General features: G+C 68.2%; 17 protein-coding genes. 8 read left to right on the top strand and 9 right to left on the bottom strand.

All coding sequences use genetic code 11. The features are described from left to right. Window positions 1–15 precede the first annotated feature (15 nt). Window positions 16–291, bottom strand: a complete 276-nt coding sequence (locus HMPREF0321_RS14155; RefSeq protein WP_139023680.1) for a hypothetical protein — start codon at window positions 289–291, stop codon at window positions 16–18. 309 nt (window positions 292–600) lie between these two features. On the opposite strand from HMPREF0321_RS14155, the gene HMPREF0321_RS14150 reads away from it, so the two are divergent. Next, complete coding sequence (locus HMPREF0321_RS14150) at window positions 601–1,242, top strand: recombinase family protein (RefSeq protein WP_006947465.1); 642 nt, start codon at window positions 601–603, stop codon at window positions 1,240–1,242. 34 nt (window positions 1,243–1,276) lie between these two features. Here the strand turns inward: HMPREF0321_RS14150 and HMPREF0321_RS14145 are convergent, their stop codons facing one another. After that, window positions 1,277–2,311, bottom strand: coding sequence for a helix-turn-helix domain-containing protein (locus HMPREF0321_RS14145; RefSeq protein ID WP_006947413.1), 1,035 nt, complete (start codon window positions 2,309–2,311; stop codon window positions 1,277–1,279). A gap of 518 nt (window positions 2,312–2,829) precedes the next feature. Beyond that, a complete protein-coding gene (locus HMPREF0321_RS14140) occupies window positions 2,830–3,219 on the bottom strand; it encodes a maleylpyruvate isomerase N-terminal domain-containing protein (RefSeq protein WP_139023679.1) in 390 nt (129 codons plus the stop codon). Between the two features lie 190 nt (window positions 3,220–3,409). On the opposite strand from HMPREF0321_RS14140, the gene HMPREF0321_RS16630 reads away from it, so the two are divergent. Both HMPREF0321_RS16630 and HMPREF0321_RS14130 read left to right on the top strand, forming a co-directional pair. Continuing rightward, entirely contained in the window at window positions 3,410–3,559 is a 150-nt protein-coding gene (locus HMPREF0321_RS16630; protein ID WP_156444873.1) for a hypothetical protein, read from the top strand. An 81-nt stretch (window positions 3,560–3,640) separates the two neighbouring features. Continuing rightward, complete coding sequence (locus HMPREF0321_RS14130) at window positions 3,641–5,023, top strand: MFS transporter (RefSeq protein WP_006947432.1); 1,383 nt, start codon at window positions 3,641–3,643, stop codon at window positions 5,021–5,023. An 18-nt stretch (window positions 5,024–5,041) separates the two neighbouring features. Here the strand turns inward: HMPREF0321_RS14130 and HMPREF0321_RS14125 are convergent, their stop codons facing one another. After that, window positions 5,042–6,262, bottom strand: a complete 1,221-nt coding sequence (locus tag HMPREF0321_RS14125) for an MFS transporter (RefSeq protein WP_136788712.1) — start codon at window positions 6,260–6,262, stop codon at window positions 5,042–5,044. 37 nt (window positions 6,263–6,299) lie between these two features. Between HMPREF0321_RS14125 and HMPREF0321_RS17200 the strand changes: the two genes are divergently transcribed. Beyond that, window positions 6,300–7,274 (top strand): DUF664 domain-containing protein, encoded by a 975-nt coding sequence (locus HMPREF0321_RS17200; protein ID WP_006947427.1) that lies wholly within the window; start codon window positions 6,300–6,302, stop codon window positions 7,272–7,274. A 230-nt stretch (window positions 7,275–7,504) separates the two neighbouring features. On the opposite strand, the gene HMPREF0321_RS14115 is transcribed toward HMPREF0321_RS17200, so the two are convergent. Further along, window positions 7,505–7,906 carry an SMI1/KNR4 family protein gene (locus HMPREF0321_RS14115; RefSeq protein ID WP_006947443.1) on the bottom strand — a complete coding sequence of 134 codons (402 nt, stop codon included), beginning with the start codon at window positions 7,904–7,906 and terminating at the stop codon, window positions 7,505–7,507. Window positions 7,907–8,127: 221 nt separating this feature from the next. Here HMPREF0321_RS14115 and HMPREF0321_RS14110 point away from each other — a divergent pair, with 221 nt between their 5' ends. Together HMPREF0321_RS14110 and fumC are read left to right on the top strand one after the other, a co-directional pair. After that, entirely contained in the window at window positions 8,128–9,150 is a 1,023-nt protein-coding gene (locus HMPREF0321_RS14110) for a magnesium transporter CorA family protein (protein WP_006947435.1), read from the top strand. 142 nt (window positions 9,151–9,292) lie between these two features. Next, complete coding sequence (gene fumC / locus HMPREF0321_RS14105; protein WP_006947470.1) at window positions 9,293–10,690, top strand: class II fumarate hydratase; 1,398 nt, start codon at window positions 9,293–9,295, stop codon at window positions 10,688–10,690. A 97-nt stretch (window positions 10,691–10,787) separates the two neighbouring features. Here fumC and HMPREF0321_RS14100 read toward each other — a convergent pair whose 3' ends face one another. Both HMPREF0321_RS14100 and HMPREF0321_RS14095 read right to left on the bottom strand, forming a co-directional pair. Then, entirely contained in the window at window positions 10,788–11,729 is a 942-nt protein-coding gene (locus HMPREF0321_RS14100; protein ID WP_006947407.1) for an L-lactate dehydrogenase, read from the bottom strand. A 264-nt stretch (window positions 11,730–11,993) separates the two neighbouring features. After that, the gene (locus tag HMPREF0321_RS14095; protein WP_006947431.1) at window positions 11,994–12,683 is read right to left on the bottom strand and encodes an HAD family phosphatase; all 690 of its coding nucleotides are present in this window, start codon (window positions 12,681–12,683) and stop codon (window positions 11,994–11,996) included. Window positions 12,684–12,854: 171 nt separating this feature from the next. On the opposite strand from HMPREF0321_RS14095, the gene panD reads away from it, so the two are divergent. Continuing rightward, on the top strand, window positions 12,855–13,265 hold the full coding sequence (gene panD, locus HMPREF0321_RS14090; protein ID WP_006947480.1) for an aspartate 1-decarboxylase: 411 nt from the start codon (window positions 12,855–12,857) through the stop codon (window positions 13,263–13,265). Window positions 13,266–13,476: 211 nt separating this feature from the next. Here the strand turns inward: panD and HMPREF0321_RS14085 are convergent, their stop codons facing one another. Beyond that, window positions 13,477–14,619, bottom strand: coding sequence for a type IV toxin-antitoxin system AbiEi family antitoxin domain-containing protein (locus HMPREF0321_RS14085; RefSeq protein ID WP_006947436.1), 1,143 nt, complete (start codon window positions 14,617–14,619; stop codon window positions 13,477–13,479). A 293-nt stretch (window positions 14,620–14,912) separates the two neighbouring features. Next, the gene (locus HMPREF0321_RS14080; protein WP_040015153.1) at window positions 14,913–15,638 is read right to left on the bottom strand and encodes a VIT family protein; all 726 of its coding nucleotides are present in this window, start codon (window positions 15,636–15,638) and stop codon (window positions 14,913–14,915) included. Window positions 15,639–15,850: 212 nt separating this feature from the next. Between HMPREF0321_RS14080 and typA the strand changes: the two genes are divergently transcribed. Then, window positions 15,851–17,764: a translational GTPase TypA gene (typA, locus tag HMPREF0321_RS14075; RefSeq protein ID WP_040015152.1), complete on the top strand. Its 1,914-nt coding sequence runs from the start codon at window positions 15,851–15,853 to the stop codon at window positions 17,762–17,764. Window positions 17,765–17,793 lie beyond the last annotated feature (29 nt).

The raw sequence follows: 17,793 nt of genomic DNA, 5'->3' as shown, positions 1-17,793 counted from the left end.
GAAACCCAGGGCGCTTCAGTCCGAGATCGCGTCCAGACGAGCAAACTTCTCTGGTGTCCTGGACCATTTCGCGATGAAGCGGCCTTGACTCGTGCTGATCCATGCGAGGGCATTGCCGTCGCTCATCACAATGCGCTGGCAATCCTTGAGCGACATGCCGTAATAGCGCGACACCGCACCCCGAAGCCAGGCAACTGCTTCACTGCCGGAAGGGAAGCCGAACCGTTCGCTCAAAACGGCCAGGGGATCAGTCGTCTCCCACAACATCTCCAGCACAGGTTCGCTCGTCACGCTGTCAGTCCACCACAACACCTCAGGTAGACACCGGGCACGCTTCTTCCTGCATGTAGCTCAAACGAAGGTTTTTGCAACAGCCGAGGACTGCGGCTGACCGATTGGTGCGAAGCCGCCGACCCGAGCGCCCGAGTGTGCCGATAGGGCCATCCCTAGATTCCCCTTGTCCGAGAGTGTGCATCTGAGGGGGTTCCTACTTGCGTGGGGTGGGGTACACCCTATTTGCACTAGCACGGGCGGATCGGACGCGCATGCGAATAGGGTCGGTAACCGTCTTTTTGCCCACTTTGCGGGTAGGGTCTAGACATGCCGGGTCAAATCGTGGGGTACGCACGCGTCTCGTCGACGTCACAGAATCTCGCTAGGCAGCTCGAAGCGCTTGGGGGCGTCGATGAGCTGTTCACTGACCATCAATCGGGCAAGAGCCGAGCCGATCGCGCTGGCTTGTCGGATGCGCTGCGCTACGTGCGTCGCGGTGACACGTTGCGCGTCGCGTCGATGGATCGGCTCGCGCGATCGCTGGTCGACCTCGAGCAGATCGTCTCCGACCTCACCGCGCGCAAGGTGAGCGTCGAGTTCGTCAAGGAACGCCTCACCTTCTCACCCGACGCCACGGCCGACCCGTTCGCGACGTTCCAGCGCCAACTCATCGGCGCCGTCGCCGAACTCGAGCGTTCCCTCATCCGCGAACGCCAACGTGAAGGCATCGACCTGGCAAAAGTACGCGGCGTGTACAAGGGCCGCGCCCGCCGCCTCACCGACGAACAGGTTGCGCACGTGCGTCAGGCAGCAGCCGCCGGCGCGAACAAGGCCAAGCTCGCGATCGACCTTGGGGTCTCACGCCGCCTTATCTATGACGTCATCGCCGGCAACGGCGCCTACGCATCACCATCTCAGCCTGGACGCTGCGGTGGCGATGAGCTGACATCGGCGGGCAGTGACGGCTGAGCAATGCTCGCCGGATGGCGCGTGGGTGGTACAGCTAGGACTGGTCGTTCGGGCCAGAAAGCTGTAAGCAGTGGAAGCCGATCGGCATAGGTAGCTGACCGTTTTGCGACGCTGCGATGAGGAGCCACTGCACGCTCTGGTGCAGCTGCGCGAAGCCGGCGCCGCACAGCGCGATCGGCTTGCCTGGGCCCATGTGGTTGTCGGCAAGACGAATGCCCTGATCCTGCAGGAAAGCTTGGGTTTCTTGACTGGCGTGGAGAAGGTCGGTGCCTTCAGGGAAGACGATGATCATGCCTGCGGCTTGCAGGGGGCTGAGTAGGTGGGCATCAGGTACCGCGCGTTCGAAGGAGTCTTGTGGTGCGGTCATGACAAGGATTTCTTCGGGACACTCGCCCGCGTAGGTGCGGGGTCGGATGCGTGCCGTGGGGTGCCATGGCCCAGCCTTGGGGCGGCACTCCAACTCGGCATTGAGTGTTGTACAGGCTAGGGCGAGCCGCTCGGTGACGAGGTCGTCGAATCGGCCTGCGAGGAAGCGAGCCTGAAGCATCCTCAATTGGTCCGGAGTTGCTGGTGAGGCGATCTCACCGTGTCGCACATAGACCGTGCCGGCCCGTGCTTTTCCGAAGTCGCGTTGGAGGACACGTAGCGGATCGCCGTCAGCGGGAGGAGCTACTTCGATCACGAGGACTGTCTTTTCCCCCCTGGCTACGTGGTGCGCTGTCCAGGCGGGCGCTTCAAGGCCAGTTCCTAAGAAGGTCGCCAGTTTTTGCTGTATCTCGGTGGCGCTGAAGGCGGGTGCGCCGTGAAGGCCGGACTCGCTCGCTCCGACGACAAGGTAGCCGAACCCCCCGTAGTCAGCTTGTGCCGTTGAGACGTCGCGGTTGGCCAGAGCGAGTATCTCTTTGGCGAACTCGAATATGCCAGCTTTGGCACCCAGGTCGCATTCGCTCTTCCACTCGAGCCAGTGAGTCTCTCCATGCTTGTCCGCGGCGGTGATGATGGCGTCGATGAGATCTTCACGGCGCTGCGGCGTCGCGATGGGGATAGTGGTGTCGAACGCGACCGGCATGACCGTTCTCCTTCAGTGGGCGACGAGAGAACTCGTACTGTCGAGGCTGGCTTTTGGAAGGGCCGCGTGCACGAACTTGCGGCTCTTGAATTGCGACCGCGATCCGTGTGCACGGTGCACCCGGCCACATCGACGCCGTCAGAACTCGTCACGCTTCGCTTGCGAGCCGTGCCGAGGTTCTTGTTCGCCACGCCATCCCCTGTAGGTGTTCATCTCGTGTGAGGTGCGTCCTGCCCAATTATGGGCCACGACGGGCCGCCTAGGTTGGCTCACCCCGGCTCAGAGCCCCCATCCACCGACGTGGGGTAGCCGTAGCGGCGGCGGTGGTCATCCCAGCTCGACGCGTACGCCTGACGCAGGGGCTCAGCCAGATTCGCGAACCACACGCGTCGCTCCTCACGGCGCCGCTCGAACTCGCGTCGATCCTGCGCCTCGAGCCAGTCCGCATGTCGCCGCGACGGGTCGAGACCACGGCGTAGGTTGCGTTCCTCCCACACGCGCTTGTGCTGCTGTTGCTGTCACACACTCAGACGCGAGAACTCCCCGCTCAGCCGCTGCACCCGCAACGCCCGCTCACCCACGTCCAAGCCCGCCCACCATCGCTGTGCGCGCTCCTGGCACGCAGCGATCGACGCGCGCCGCGCCAGCACCCAGGTCGACGCACGCTCACGAAAGACCTGTCGTTCCAACGAGATTCGGTCACGCACCACCTGCTCGACGGACGCCGCCTCGAGCGTCGGCAGGGTCTGGGGGCGCGTCCACTCGCCGTTCGCCGAGACCTGCGCCAACCCGTGCGTCTGCAGGTGCGCCAGATGACGCAGCACCTGCCGTCGCGTCCACCCCGACACCTCACCAGGGGTGGGGCACAGTTGCGCCTTCAGCGCCACATCCTCGACCGCCAGACCCACCCGCGAATCCAACGAGGCCAGCACCAACCACGTAGCAGGGGGAGTTCACCGGGGAGGGTGGGGGCCAAGGGGATGTGATGATCGCGGCGCTCGTGCTGCTGGGGTTGGGTTGGAACGCTGGATTGCTGGCCGGCACGGCGATGCTCGTCGACGCTACCTCGAGCGCGACCCGCGCCTGCACGCAGGGCACGTGCGACGTCCTCGTCTCGCTTGCCGGAGCGGGCGCGGCATCGGCGCAGGCTTCGTCGCCGGCGCCACGACCTACGCGACGCTGTGCTGCCTCACCGTCGTCGCAGCCGTTGCGCTGCTCGCGTTCGTGCCCCGCCGAAAGTCGGCGTGACGTTTTATTCATCGTCATGACACAAAGGCGTTAGGGTGAACGTCATTCCTTTCTTTCCCATGTGACGAAAAGAGCGGCGCCATGACGGTCCGTCCCACCCCACTCTCGGCTCCCGCGAGTCGAACCGAGCGGCTCGATCGGTTGCCGTTCACGGCGCGTCATCGCTCGATGCTCGTCGGTTCGGGCGTCGGCTGGGCGCTCGACGCGATGGACGTCGGGCTCATCAGCTTTCTCATGGTGGCGGTCAAGAAGGAGTGGGGGCTGACGACCGGCGACCTGTCGGTGCTCGCCTCGATCGGCTTCGTCGGCATGGCGATCGGCGCCGGTGTCGGCGGCGCCCTGGCCGACCGCATCGGCCGCCGCACCGTGTTCGCGGGCACACTCGTCGTCTACGGCATCGCGACGGGTCTGTCGGCGCTCGCGCCGAGCTTCCTCGTCCTGTGCGCCCTGCGCTTCGTCGTCGGGCTCGGCCTCGGCGCGGAACTCCCGGTGGCCTCGACCCTGGTGAGCGAGTTCGCCCCGAAGCGCCTGCGAGGACGGATGGTCGTCGCCCTCGAGTCGTTCTGGGCGCTCGGGTGGCTGCTCGCGGCCGTCATCGGATTCACGATCGTGCCGCACGACAACGGGTGGCGCTGGGCGATGGCGCTCGGGCTCGTGCCCGCTCTCTACGCAATTCACGTGCGCCGCGGGTTGCCCGAGTCGGTGCGCTTCCTCGAGAAGGTCGGCCGCGACGACGACGCCGAACGCATCGTGCGCTCGTTCGAGGCCGCGGCGGGTCCGGCGCAGCGCAGCGACGGCGCGCACCTCGACGACGCTGCCGACACCCACGCGGGCGCGCAGGGAACCGCCGTCGACGTCGAGACGACCAGAACGTCAGAGCCGGCGAGCCCGTTCTCGGCGCCGTATCGAACGCGGACTGCCGCTCTGTGGGCGACGTGGTTCGGCGTCAACTTCGCCTATTACGGGGCCTTCTTGTGGATCCCGACATTCCTCGTCGCGAACGGCTTTCCGGTGGCGAAGTCGTTCGGTTTCACCCTCGTCATCACGATCGCACAGTTGCCCGGATACGCGGTGGCTGCGGTGTGCGTGGAGAAGATCGGACGCCGACCGACGCTCGCGATCTTCCTCGCAGGTTCGACGGTGTCGGCGCTGCTGTTCGGTCAGGCCTCGTCGGAGACGGCGATCATGGCCGCCGGGTGCGCACTCAGCTTCTTCAACCTCGGCGCGTGGGGTGCGCTGTACGCCATCACGCCCGAGATCTACCCGACGCTCATGCGCGCGGGCGGCGCCGGCGGCGCGACGGCGTTCGGGCGCATCGCCTCGATCGTGGCGCCGCTCGTCGTGCCTTGGGTGTTCACCCATCACGGCGAGGGCTGGACGTTCGGTGTCATCGCCGCAGCCTTCGCGGTCGCGACGCTTGCCGCGCTCGCGCTGCCCGAACGTCGGGGGCAGGCGCTCGACTGACCCGGCGGGGACGAGGCGTCAGCTCTCCTGTGGGTCGCGCAACGCCGCGGTGAACGTCAGCCCCGTCAACAGCAGGCCCGCGACGAACGGCAGGATCATCGCGCGCTGGATGCCGAAGTGGTTGCTGAGGAAGCCGATGATGCCGGGCCCGGCGAGAAACGCGGTATAGCCGAAAGCGGTGACGATGGCGAGCACGCGGCCGCCGCCGATGTGGCCGGCGATGGCGTAGATCTGCGGGGCGATCATGCCGACACCCAACCCGACGAGCAGCCAGCCGACGAGGATGAGCGGCAGCGACGACGTGGTGATGACGACGCCGAACCCGGCCACCGCGACGGGCGCGCCGAAGCGCACGACGGCGGCGCGCCCGAATCGTGCCACGAGTGAGTCGCCGAGCAGCCGGATGACGACCATCGTCGCGGACACGCAGACGAGACCGGCGGCGCCGACCCCCGGGTCGACGTGCGCGACGTCCGTGACGTGGATCGAGGCCCAGTCGATCGCGGTGCCCTCCGTGAACCCGAAGAACAGGGCCATGACGCCGAGCAGCCACGCCTGCGGCGGGATGCCGGGTCGCGGCGGTGCGTCGCCGCTCCTGGGGCTGATCGGCGCGGCGTCGTCCGTGCTGTCCTCGACATGCGGTGCCTGCGGCGTCAGAGCGAACAGTGCGGTGAGCCCCGCCCCGGCAAAGATCGCTGCCGCGACGAGGGCCCACCTCGGATCAGCCCCGTCGCCGCCCTGCAGTTTCGCCGAGCCCATGACGAGCAGGGCGCCGAGGAAACCTCCGAGCGAGAAGAACGCATGGAACCGGCTCATGACCGCCGTACCGGAGGCCCGCTCGGCGTCGACGCCGAGGGCATTCATCGCGACGTCCATGACACCGTTGCACGCGCCGATCATCACGCCGCCGACCACGAGGGTGGGGTAGTTCGGGGCGAACGCGACCACCAGCAACCCGATGGCGAGGCCGACTCCGCCGACGAGTGACGGCAGGCGCGGTGTGAGCCGGTCGGAAACGCGGCCGCTCACCTGCATGGCTACGATCGCGGAGCCCCCGGCCAGCAGGAGGACGAGCCCGATCCCCGACGCGTCGGTGTGCAGGCGTTCACGGAGGCCGGGCAGCGAACCGCCCCAGGCCCCGATCATCAGGCCGTTGACGAGAAAGATGCCGAACACCGAGCGGATGAGGGCGCGGCTCTGCGCTGCGGTGAACGACGTCGTGGGAGTCGAGGTGGGCATGCGCTCCATTGTCACCGCCGCCACCTACCCTGGTCGAATGGACGACAAGGCCACGCTGAAGACGTACCTCGACTCGCTGCGTTCGGCGATCCTGTGGAAGCTTGAGGGCCTCGACGAGTGGCAGCTGCGCTGGCCGATGACGTCGACGGGGTCGAACCTGCTCGGCATCGTCAAGCACCTCGCAGCGATGGAGTACGGCTACCTCGGGCATGTCTTCGACCGCCCCGGCGAGGAGCTGCCGTGGATGGGGCAGGACGCCGAGCCCAACGCCGACCTGTGGGCGACGTCCGACGAGACCGTGGAGAGCGTCGTGCGCCTCTACCGCCGGGCCGTCGCACACGCCGACGAGACGATCGCGAGCCTCGACCTCGACGCCGCCGGCCACGTGCCGTGGTGGCCGCAGCCCGACGTCACCCTGCACCGCGTTCTCGTCCATCTGAGCGTGGAGGTGGCCCGCCACGCGGGGCAGGTCGACGTCCTGCGCGAACTGCTCGACGGACGCGTCGGCATGCGTGAGGCGAACCCCAACCTGCCGTGGGGCGACGAGTTCTCCTGGGAGAGCTACGTGGAGAGGGTTCGTCAGGTCGCGATCGACGCGCAGTGGCCCGGTGCCCGACCCGGTCTGTACGGGTTCGCGGGCCCGCAACGGGACGCGCTGCTCGCGCCGATCCTTCGCGGTGCCAAGACGGCGACATCATCCCTGGCAGCCGCGTATTCAGCGGACGATGAACTGCCGCGGGTCGGTGAGCGCGAGGTGCTCATCTCGTCGGCGGGGATGCCCGTCGGCGTCACCGAGACGGTCGAGGTGCGCGTCGTCCCGCTGGGAGAGGTCGACCTCGAGCACGCCGTCGACGAGGGGGAGGGGTACCGCAGCGTCGACGAATGGCGCGGGGCGCACGAGCGCTTCTGGGCCTCCGACGCGATGCGGGCCGAGCTCGGCGACCCCGACCTCGTCGTCGACGATGCGACGCCCGTCGTGCTGCAGCGCATCCGCCTCGTCGAGACGCTCTGACGGGTGTGCCGGCGCGGTGGCACTGGAGGTTCGCCGGTGTCGAGATGCCCGCCATTCCGGGGTCCGCGGGCGCTCGTGGACCGAGTGGTTCGAGGCGCAGTGACGACGGAGCAGCGCCCCGCCGATGCGTCGTGATGACGCACCACGCGCCGCGCCCGGCGCCGTCATCACGCCTGACGCCCGGTTGTCATGGTCAGCGTGGGCGCGTCATAGCGCCCTGATCGCCGCCCTCAGGCGAACAGGTCGTCCTGCTCGGCGTGCTCGTTGCGCAGCGACTCGAGGAAGCCGACGAACGTGGCGCCGAGCTCGCTGAGCTCCTCGCCGCTGTCGCGCTCGACGTCGACCCAGCGCGTCGGGTGACCGGGGACGACGCCGAAGTCCCAGTCCTCGCCGCGGCCGAAGACGACGATGTCGCCGGTCTTGGTCACCGAACTCGGGTGCAGCACGCGCAGGTAGGGCCCGTCGGTGCCGTCGGCCATGTGGACGTTGCCGTTGTACGTCGCCGTCGTCAGCCAGAAGGCGCGCAGGTCGTCGGGAAAGGTAACGCCGAGCTTCTTCTCGGCGTGCGTGAGGTCGTCCTCGGTGGCGGGGGAGTCGAAACGGTCAGGGCTGAAGTACTCCGTGAAGGACATGCCGTCAGCCTAGGGCCTGCGACCCGTGAGCGGGCCGCGACGAACGACGAAGCGAGTAGCGCGATGGTCCGTGGGTGCTTCCGCCCCGTGAACCGGGCCGCGACGATCCCAGCGTCCTGTCGGCGCGATCCACAGCGTCTTGTCGGGGCGATGCGTCACAATGCGCTCATGATTCGTCCTGCTCCGCTTCGCTCGAACCCCCCGCGCGCCGGTGAGCCGTCATGATCGAGGGTCTCGATATCGCTGACGCGCGGGTGTGGCGCAGGAAAGAGACGAAGGCGCGCTCCATCGAGGCGGGTGCGCTCGCCGACGCGATGCGCGACGAGGAGAACCTCGTCTGGGTCGACCTGCTCGACCCGTCGCCGGAGCAACTGCGTCAGCTCGTCCTGCGGTTGGGCGTGAGCGGGACTGTGGTCGAGGATGCTCTCGCTCCGCACGAGCGCGCCAAGGTGACGGCTCACGCCGACCATCTGTTCTTCACCGTGTACGCCACGCAGCTCGCGACCGACACCCTCGCCGAGCACGCTGACGGGCGCAGCCACCTCAGCGTCACGCGCATCAGCGGCATCGTGCTGCCGCGGGCGCTCATCACGATCAGGGTCAGCTCGCCGCACTGCGAAGCGTTCGACATGGGTGAGGTCGTGAAGCGCTGGGATGATTCCGCCTCACTCATGACGCAGGGCAGCGGCGCGCTCGTGCACGGGTTGCTCGACTACGTCGTCGACGGCCATTTCGACACAATCCAGTCGCTCGACGACGCTCTCGAGGGCCTCGAGGAGACGTTGTTCGCGGAGCGGCGCACCGGCAGCGAGTTCGTCCGCACGACGTACGCGATCCGCAAGGATCTCGTCGCGCTGCGCCGCGTCGTCCTGCCGATGCGTGAGGTCGTCAACGCGCTCATGCGTCACCGCGGGCGCACGGGCGGGCCGCTCGACGCCTGGTACGACGACCTGTACGACCACGTGCTGCGTGCCTCGGAGTGGACCGAGTCGCTGCGGGACATGGTGAGCACCGTCTTCGAGACGAACCTGTCGCTGCAGGACGCGCGGCTCAACACGATCATGAAGAAACTCGCAGCGTGGGCCGCGATCATCTCGGTGCCGACGGCCGTGACGGGCTGGTTCGGCCAGAACGTGCCCTACCCCGGTTTCCAGGCGCATTCGGGGCTCGTCATGAGCGTCGTCGTCATCGTCGCGTTGTCGGGCGGGCTCTACGCGATCTTCCGCCACAACGACTGGTTGTGACCTCCCCGCCCACCTGCGTCCAAGTGCACCCGGGTGCATCAGGACGCAGAGGGTTACGGCTGGGCGCTGACGACGAGGGTGGCCTCGCCGCGCACCCCTCCGGGCGTTCGCGATCGTGGTGAGGCGTGCCTAAGCTGGAGGCATGGTCAAGCGCATCGAAACCGACAGCATGGGTCAGATCGAGGTCGACGAGAACGCCTACTGGGGCGCGCAGACGCAGCGAAGCATCGAGAACTTCGACATCGGCCGTGACACGTTCGTGTGGGGGCCCGTCATGGTGCGGGCACTCGGCATCCTCAAGAAGGCCGCCGCGCAGGCGAACGCCGATCTCGAGCAGCTCCCGAAGGACGTCGCGGAGCTCATCGAGAAGGCCGCGGACGACGTCATCGACGGCAAGCTGAACGATCAGTTCCCGCTCGTCGTGTTCCAGACAGGCTCCGGCACGCAGTCGAACATGAACGCCAACGAGGTCATCTCCAACCGCGCGATCGAACTCGCCGGCGGAGAGCGCGGCTCGAAGAAGCCCGTTCACCCCAACGATCACGTCAACCGCGGTCAGTCGTCGAACGACACGTTCCCGACGGCGATGCACATCGCCGTCGTCCTCGACCTCGTCGAGCGCCTCTATCCGGCCGTCACCGAGCTGCGTGACGTGCTCGACGCCAAGGCGAAGGAGTTCGACGACGTCATCTGCGTCGGGCGCACCCACCTGCAGGACGCGACGCCGATCCGTCTCGGTCAGGAGATCGGCGGCTGGGTCGCGCAGCTCGACTTCGCGCTGTCGCAGGTGCGACAGGCCGAGCAGGCGACGCGGGCGCTCGCGATCGGTGGCACCGCCGTCGGTACGGGGCTCAACGCGCACCCCGACTTCGGCATGCTCGCCGCGCAGAAGATCTCCGAGATCACGGGAGAGAGCTTCCACCAGGCCGACAACCTGTTCGCGTCGCTGTCGGCGCACGACGAGCTCGTCGCCGTCAGCTCGTCGCTCAGGCTGCTCGGCGGGGCGCTCATGAAGATCGCGAACGACGTGCGTTGGCTCGCGTCCGGGCCGCGCAACGGCATCGGCGAACTCGTCATCCCGGAGAACGAGCCGGGCAGCTCGATCATGCCGGGGAAGGTCAACCCGACGCAGTGCGAGGCGATGACGATGGTCGCCACCCGCGTGTTCGGCAACGACGCGACGGTCGGTTTCGCCGGCTCGCAGGGCAACTTCCAGCTCAACGTGTTCAAGCCCGTCATGGCGCACGCCGTGCTGGAGAGCATCCGCCTCATCTCGGATGCGTGTCGTTCGTTCACCGCGCACTGCGCACGTGGCATCGAGCCGAACCGGGAGCGCATCGACGCCAACCTCGCCTCGAACCTCATGGTCGTGACGGCGCTCAACCGTCACATCGGCTACGACAAGGCCGCCGCCATCGCTAAGAAGGCGCACAAGGAGGGCACGACGCTGCGCGAAGCGGCGCTCGCGTCCGGCGACGTGACGGGCGAGGACTTCGACCGCTGGGTCGTGCCCGCCGACATGACGCACCCGTCCGCCTGACGAGCCCTCCCACCGGCGAAGGGGTTGTGGAGGTTCGTGCGCTCAGACGCGCAAACCTCCACAACCCCTTTCGTCGTCTGTCGTCGTCTCGGAGCGTTCAGTCGCGTAGCCCCGTCGAGTCGACGACGCCGCTGAGTACCTTGGCGGAGTGGGCGAGGGCGTCGCGTTCGGCGTCGTTCAGGTCGAGTTCGACGACGCTCTTGACTCCGCTGCGCCCCAGCACCGTCGGCACACCGATGAACAGGTCGTCGATGCCGTACGTGCCGTGCAGCTTCGTCGAGACCGGCAGCGCGGTGTACTCGTCGCGCAGGATGGCGCGGGTGATGCGCGCGAGGGCCATGCCGATGCCGTACGACGTCGAACCCTTCGCGTCGATGATGCGGTAGGCCGCCTCACGCGTGTCGGTGAAGACACGCTCGATCTCCTCACGGCGCCCCGGCACGCTCTCGAGGTCACGTGACAGCGGCGCGCCCGCGACGTTCGCGGACGACAGTGCGGCCACCTCGGTGTCGCCGTGCTCACCGATGATCGACGCGTGCACGCTCGACGGTGCGACGTCGTACAGCTCGCCGAGCATGAAACGCAGGCGCGCCGAGTCGAGCGTCGTGCCCGAACCGATGACACGCTCGGACGGCAGACCGCTCAACTTCCAGGTGGCGTAGGCCATCACGTCGACCGGGTTGCTGGCGACGAGGAAGATGCCGTCGAAACCCGTATCCATCACGGAGCCGACGATCGAGCGGAAGATCTCGACGTTGCGCCCGACGAGGTCGAGCCGCGTCTCACCCGGGCGCTGCGCCGCACCCGCGGTGATGACGACGAGGTCGGCGTCGGCGCAGTCGTCGTATGACCCCACCGTCACGCGCGTCGGCGACGGCGCCCACACGACGCCGTGGTTGAGGTCCATCACCTCGCCCGTCACCTTCTGAGTGTTGATGTCGATGATGGACAACTCGTGGACGAGACCCTGGTTGACGAGGGCGTACGCGTACGCCACCCCGACGTCACCGGCACCGATGAGAACAACGCGATCGCTCATGACCTCAACGCTACGCCGCCGGCCCGGTCTGTTCCGTCGTGTGGAGCACCTTGCCGGTGCAGTGAACATGAACATCGAATGACAGGCGGGGAGGGCTCGTCACGTGACCGCTGGCCTCAGAGGCCCGAGCTTGGGAGTTTGGCAGCCGACCCGCGACCCCGCGGGCCTCCGGGGCCCGAGCTTGGGAGTTTCCGCCGCGTGTATTCAGGCTGTACTGCCTCGACAGGAGCCCGCGGGGGTGCGGTGCCGCGCCGCCCCGCAGGGTCAAGGTGTCGCGATCTGCACCGTAGAGTTCGTCACTGAAAAGCGAACAGCAGCAAGGGAATCGACGATTGCGTCGGCGTCCGTTGTCGCGTCGAGGTTGGCGACGTTCGTCGTCGACGTCAGCGCGAGCGTCGCGCATCCTGCGGCCTTCGCCGCGCGCAGACCGCTTGGTGCGTCCTCGACGACAAGGCATTCTTCGGCGGCGACCCCGAGACGCTCGGCAGCCACGAGGAACGGGTCGGGGTGCGGCTTGCCGTGCTCGACGTCGTCGAACGTCACGACCACGTCCGGGAGCGGGATGCCCGCGGCCTGCAGGCGCGCCAACCCAAGTTCATGCGTCGCCGACGTCACGACCGCACACCGACGGGGCAGCAGCGCCGCGACCGCGTCGACGGCTCCGGGCAGCGCGACGACCCCGTCCGTGTCTGCGAGTTCCATCGCCGTGATGCGGGCCAGCGCGACCTCCGCCTCGCCGGGGCTCAGATGCGGCGCGATCTGCGCGATGATGCCCGACGCCGGCACCCCGTGATGCTGGCCGAGCAGGTGCGGGTCGATGTCGTACTCGCGCGCCCACGCCACCCATGAGCGGATGACGGCGGGCGTCGAGTCGACGAGCGTGCCGTCGTTGTCGAACAGCACGGCCGCGAACGGGCGGCCGGCCAGGGCGGAGAGGTCACCGAGTCGAGGCATGGCTCGATCCCATCACGCCGCCACGCGACGTGCGAGTCCGTAGGCCTCCGCCTCTGGGGTGACCTGCCGAGACGTCGGTGATCGCCTGCCGCCGGGTGGCGGTCCTCCGCTTCCTGGGGGACGACGCCTCGTGGACGTACGCTTGAGGCCGTTTTCGAGGAGGAGGCCCTCATGCTGCGCACCCTGATGCGAGCCAAGATTCACCGCGCGACCGTCACGCACGCCGACCTGCACTACGTCGGCTCGTGCACCATCTCGTCCGACCTCATGGAGGCCGCCGACCTCGTCGAGGGCGAGCAGATCGACATCGTCGACGTCGACAACGGCCACCGACTCACTACCTACGTCATCGCCGGCCCTGCGGGTGAGGGGCGCATCGGCATCAACGGTGCCGCCGCTCACCTCGTCGGGGTGGGGGACACCGTCATCCTCATCGCGTACGGAATGTTCGGTCCCGACGAGGTCGCGACGCACGAGCCGCGTGTCGTGTTCGTCGACGGCGACAACCGTATCGTCGAACGCGGCACCGACCCCGCCCACGCGCCCGAGGGCTCCGGTCTCGTCGACCCGCGCGACGGCTGAAGCCCCCGCGGCCGGTGCACAGGCCCGACGCTGACGTGCGGCCGGCGGGCCGGCGGATCAGCTGCTCGACTTTTGTGCATCTGCACGAGGAATGTGCCGCACATTCCTCGTGCAGATGCACATTTCTCGTGCAGCTGGGCTCTCGTGGCGCGGTGAGGCGGGTGGCCCGCTCGTTCAACGGCGCGGCGGGTGCCCGCCCGAGGTCGCTCGTTCAGGAGGCTCGTGCCGCAAGCGCGACGGCCTCGCGCACGAGTGACCTCACGCGCTCGTGGTGGTCGAGGTCGCGGTAGAGCACGCGGACGACGTGGTAGCCGAGTCGCTGCAGGGCGACCTCGCGGAGCTTCTCGCGGCGCAGCGCTTCGCGGTCGGTGTACTTGAGCAGCCCGTCGACCTCGACGATGACGTTCGTCCCCGCCACGAGGAAGTCGGCGCGCGCCACGAACCGTCCGTGCGCGTCGTACACCTCGAACTGCGGGATGACGGTGTACCCCAACGTCGCCAGCACCCAGCGGGCCCGTGATTCCGCAGCCGACTCGGTTCGCGGATCCGCGAACCGTGCCACCGTTCGTGCCTGATGAGCGCCCGCGCGAGTTCCGAAGGCGTCCGCCGCGGCGACGAGGGCATCGGCGTCGAGGCCCAGACGGCGAGCTGCGTCGGCGACGACGAGACCGTCGGGGATGCCGTGGTGGGCCGCGATGTCGATGCCGACTTGGGCCAGGCCCTGCACGGGCCGCGCGATGCCGGCGAGGGGGACGTCGGCCGGCCCGGCGCCCCACGGCCGACGCATCGCCAGGCCGGGGCGGGTGCTGGGTCCGTACGGGCGACGGGACATCTCGACCGTGGTCGGCATGGTGAGCACCGGCAGCTGGTGGGCCAGCGCGGCCGTCACACCGGTGAGGTAGCTGCCGGGAATGGCCTCGAGCAGTGCGACCGCCCGCCGCAGGTGATCCTCACGGGCTGCCTGCCAGGGGTCGTCTGGCCCATCTGTGCGCGTGACGCCGCCGGCCATGCCGGGCGCGGGCTGTACGGCGTAGAGACCCTGACCGAGGCGGGTCAGCACACCCGCCTGCCCCCAGCGTCGCAACTGCGAATCGGTGACGCCCGCGCCCAGGGCCTGCGCCCGCGTGAAATGCCCCAGCCGTGACAGTGCGAGGAGCACGTCGGGAATCGTCACGCCGGGGGCGCTCGCGTCGGAGGCGGCCGCACCACGGGCGTTCGGTGAGGGGTCGGTATCGGGGTCGACCGGGTGGTGGACGCTCGCGGCGGTGTCGTTCGGAGTGAAGGCCCGAGCGCCCTGAGGGGCGGTGTCGGAGCGGACCGCGCCGCCGGCGCTCGCGCGGGGGATCGTCGTCATGAGCCCAGCCTGGTCGAGAATGAGGCCCGGCCGCTGAGGCCCTGTGGACAACTCGTCACATCGACGCGGACGGCGCAGCACCTCGTGTCCTGATGGAACTCCCCGCGGGGAGCCAGCCATTCACTGAACCAAACCCAGCTGCGCGAGAAATACGCATCTGCGCGAGGAATGTGCGTCACATTCCTCGCGCAGATGCGCAAAAGTCGAGCAGCTGCAGCGTCAGCCGGGCAGATGCGGACACCCGGGCAGACCCGCCGGTCGTACAGGTCAGACAGCCGCTCAGGTCAGACAGCTCAGGCGACGCCCGTGCCGACGAGCGAACCGACGCCGAAGGTGATGGCCATGGCGAGTACGCCGCCGCCGACGTTGCGGGCGACGGCGCGTCCACGCTTCGCCCCGCCGATGCGGGCGCTGACGAAGCCGGTGATCGCGAGCGCGATGACGACGGCGACAACCGTCACCGGCACCCTGAGCGACGGCGACGGCAGCAGGATCGCGAGCAGCGGGATGAGAGCACCGAGGGCGAACGACACGAACGACGCACCGGCGGCCGTCCACGGGTTCGCGAGGTCGTCGGGGTCGAGGTTGAGTTCGGCGTCGGCGTGCGCACGCAGCGCGTCCTTCTCGGTGAGCTGGACGGCGACCTCGCGAGCGAGGGGCTCGTCGAGACCCTTGTCGACGTAGATCTGCGTGAGTTCGGCGAGTTCCTCGTCGGGCATCGTGGCGAGCTCGAGCTTCTCCTTGGCGAGGAGCGCCTTCTCGCTGTCGAGCTGCGTCGAGACGGAGACGTACTCGCCGACGGCCATCGACAGCGCACCAGAGACGATGCCCGCGACACCCGCGATGATGATGGGGGTGCGCTCAGCCGTCGCTCCGGCGACACCCATGACGAGGCCGGCGACGGAGACGATGCCGTCGTTGGCTCCGAGAACGCCGGCGCGCAGCCAGTTGAGCTTCGCGGCATGCCCGGCATCGTGGGCCTCGCCGCTGTGGGGAGTCGTGGTCGTCATGACGCGCATCGTGCGCGATCGACGATGCGAGCGCCACGTAGGTGAGGCTTCGATGAGTCCGGTCACGTTGGCTTCGGCTCGGCCCGTACCCCGAGGGCGCGGCCTTGCGGCCGGTCGAACCATCAGGTGCGTCCATCATCCGCACCCCGAGGGCGCGGCCTTGCGGACCCTCGGATGGACCGCGTCCCCGGCAGGTCGAAAACCCTGCGACAATGGCAAGCATGGCTTTGAAGTCTCGTAACGACGTTCGCAACGTCGCCATTGTCGCCCACGTCGACCACGGCAAGACCACCCTCGTCGACAAGATGCTCTGGCAGGCCGGCGTGTTCGCCGAGCGCGCCACCGTCGAGACCACCGGAGAGCGAGTCATGGACTCCGGTGACCTCGAGCGTGAGAAGGGCATCACGATCCTCGCGAAGAACACCGCGATCCACTACGCGGGCCCCGCCGCGAAGGAGGTCGCGGGCCTCGACGACGGTGAGTTCGTCACGATCAACATCATCGACACCCCCGGTCACGCCGACTTCGGTGGTGAGGTCGAGCGCGGTCTGTCGATGGTCGACGGTGTCGTCCTGCTCGTCGACGCCTCCGAGGGTCCGCTGCCGCAGACGCGCTTCGTGCTGCGCAAGGCCCTCGACGCGAAGATGCCCGTCATCCTGTGCATCAACAAGGTCGACCGTCCCGACAGCCGCATCGCCGAGGTCATCGACGAGGTCTACGAACTGTTCATGGATCTCGACGCGGACGAGGACCAGATCGAGTTCCCGATCGTCTACGCGTCGGCGAAGAACGGCATCGCCTCGACCGTGCGTCCCGACGACGGTGGCCTGCCCGAGGGTGACTCCGTCGAGCCGCTGTTCAAGACGATTCTCGAGACGATCCCCGCCCCGACGTACGAGGAGGGCACGCCGCTGCAGGCGCACGTGACGAACCTCGACTCGGACAACTTCCTCGGCCGACTCGCGCTGCTGCGCGTGTTCAACGGTGAGATCGCCAAGGGCCAGCAGGTGACGTGGTGCAAGGCCGACGGCACCCAGCAGAAGGTGAAGATCACCGAACTGCTCATGACGGAGGGCCTCGAGCGCAAGCCGTCCGAGAAGGCCGCGGGCCCCGGCGACATCATCGCCGTCGCCGGCATCCCCGACATCACGATCGGCGAGACCCTCGCCGACGCCGAGAACCCGGAGCCGCTGCCGCTCATCACGGTCGACGAGCCCGCGATCTCGATGACGATCGGAACGAACACCTCGCCGCTCGTCGGCAAGGAGCGCGGCACGAAGGTGACCGCGCGTCTCGTCAAGGACCGCCTCGACAAGGAGCTCATCGGCAACGTGTCGCTGCGCGTCCTGCCGACCGAGCGTCCCGACGCCTGGGAGGTGCAGGGCCGCGGTGAGCTGGCGCTCGCCATCCTCGTCGAGCAGATGCGCCGCGAGGGCTTCGAGCTGACCGTCGGCAAGCCGCAGGTCGTCACGCGTGAGATCGACGGCAAGCTGCACGAGCCGTTCGAGCGCCTGACGGTCGACACGCCCGAGGAGTACCTCGGCGCCATCACGCAGCTGCTCGCTGCCCGCAAGGGCCGCATGGAGCAGATGACGAACCACGGCACCGGTTGGATCCGCATGGAGTTCGTCGTCCCGGCGCGTGGCCTCATCGGCTTCCGCACCGAGTTCCTCACCGAGACGCGCGGTACGGGTATCGCGCACTCGACATCCGAGGGTTACGAGCCGTGGGCGGGCACCATCACGACGCGCGTCGCCGGGTCGCTCGTCGCCGACCGCACGGGCCCCGTCACGTCGTACGCGATGGTCAACCTGCAGGAGCGCGGCACGCTGTTCGTCGAGCCGGGCACCGAGGTGTACGAGGGCATGATCGTCGGCGAGAACAGCCGCGCCGACGACATGGACGTCAACATCACCAAGGAGAAGAAGCTGACGAACGTTCGCGCGTCGTCCGCCGACAACTTCGAGAAGGTCATCCCGCCGCGTCAGCTCTCCCTCGAGCAGAGCCTCGAGTTCTGCCGTGAGGACGAGTGCTGCGAGGTCACCCCGACGGCCGTGCGCATCCGCAAGGTCGTGCTCAACGCCGGTGAGCGCGCGCGCACCGCGTCGCGTGTTCGCAACGCGAACAAGAGCTGACCTGATCAGCTGACGATCGACGAACGGCC

The organism is Dermacoccus sp. Ellin185 (assembly GCF_000152185.1).
Taxonomy (GTDB): domain Bacteria; phylum Actinomycetota; class Actinomycetes; order Actinomycetales; family Dermatophilaceae; genus Dermacoccus; species Dermacoccus nishinomiyaensis.
The sequence above is the reverse complement of the archived record's forward strand: the minus strand, read 5'-3'. Positions and strand labels throughout refer to the sequence as shown.

Coding starts and splice junctions, on each gene's coding strand:
- HMPREF0321_RS14125 (WP_136788712.1), bottom strand. CDS start 6,262: ATGCCCACCTCGACTCCCACGACGTCGTTCACCGCAGCGCAGAGCCGC.
- HMPREF0321_RS14095 (WP_006947431.1), bottom strand. CDS start 12,683: ATGCCTCGACTCGGTGACCTCTCCGCCCTGGCCGGCCGCCCGTTCGCG.
- HMPREF0321_RS14085 (WP_006947436.1), bottom strand. CDS start 14,619: ATGACGACGATCCCCCGCGCGAGCGCCGGCGGCGCGGTCCGCTCCGAC.
- typA (WP_040015152.1), top strand. CDS start 15,851: ATGGCTTTGAAGTCTCGTAACGACGTTCGCAACGTCGCCATTGTCGCC.
- HMPREF0321_RS14110 (WP_006947435.1), top strand. CDS start 8,128: ATGATCGAGGGTCTCGATATCGCTGACGCGCGGGTGTGGCGCAGGAAA.
- HMPREF0321_RS17200 (WP_006947427.1), top strand. CDS start 6,300: ATGGACGACAAGGCCACGCTGAAGACGTACCTCGACTCGCTGCGTTCG.
- HMPREF0321_RS14145 (WP_006947413.1), bottom strand. CDS start 2,311: ATGCCGGTCGCGTTCGACACCACTATCCCCATCGCGACGCCGCAGCGC.
- HMPREF0321_RS14150 (WP_006947465.1), top strand. CDS start 601: ATGCCGGGTCAAATCGTGGGGTACGCACGCGTCTCGTCGACGTCACAG.
- HMPREF0321_RS14115 (WP_006947443.1), bottom strand. CDS start 7,906: ATGTCCTTCACGGAGTACTTCAGCCCTGACCGTTTCGACTCCCCCGCC.
- panD (WP_006947480.1), top strand. CDS start 12,855: ATGCTGCGCACCCTGATGCGAGCCAAGATTCACCGCGCGACCGTCACG.
- HMPREF0321_RS14100 (WP_006947407.1), bottom strand. CDS start 11,729: ATGAGCGATCGCGTTGTTCTCATCGGTGCCGGTGACGTCGGGGTGGCG.
- HMPREF0321_RS14130 (WP_006947432.1), top strand. CDS start 3,641: ATGACGGTCCGTCCCACCCCACTCTCGGCTCCCGCGAGTCGAACCGAG.
- fumC (WP_006947470.1), top strand. CDS start 9,293: ATGGTCAAGCGCATCGAAACCGACAGCATGGGTCAGATCGAGGTCGAC.
- HMPREF0321_RS14080 (WP_040015153.1), bottom strand. CDS start 15,638: ATGCGCGTCATGACGACCACGACTCCCCACAGCGGCGAGGCCCACGAT.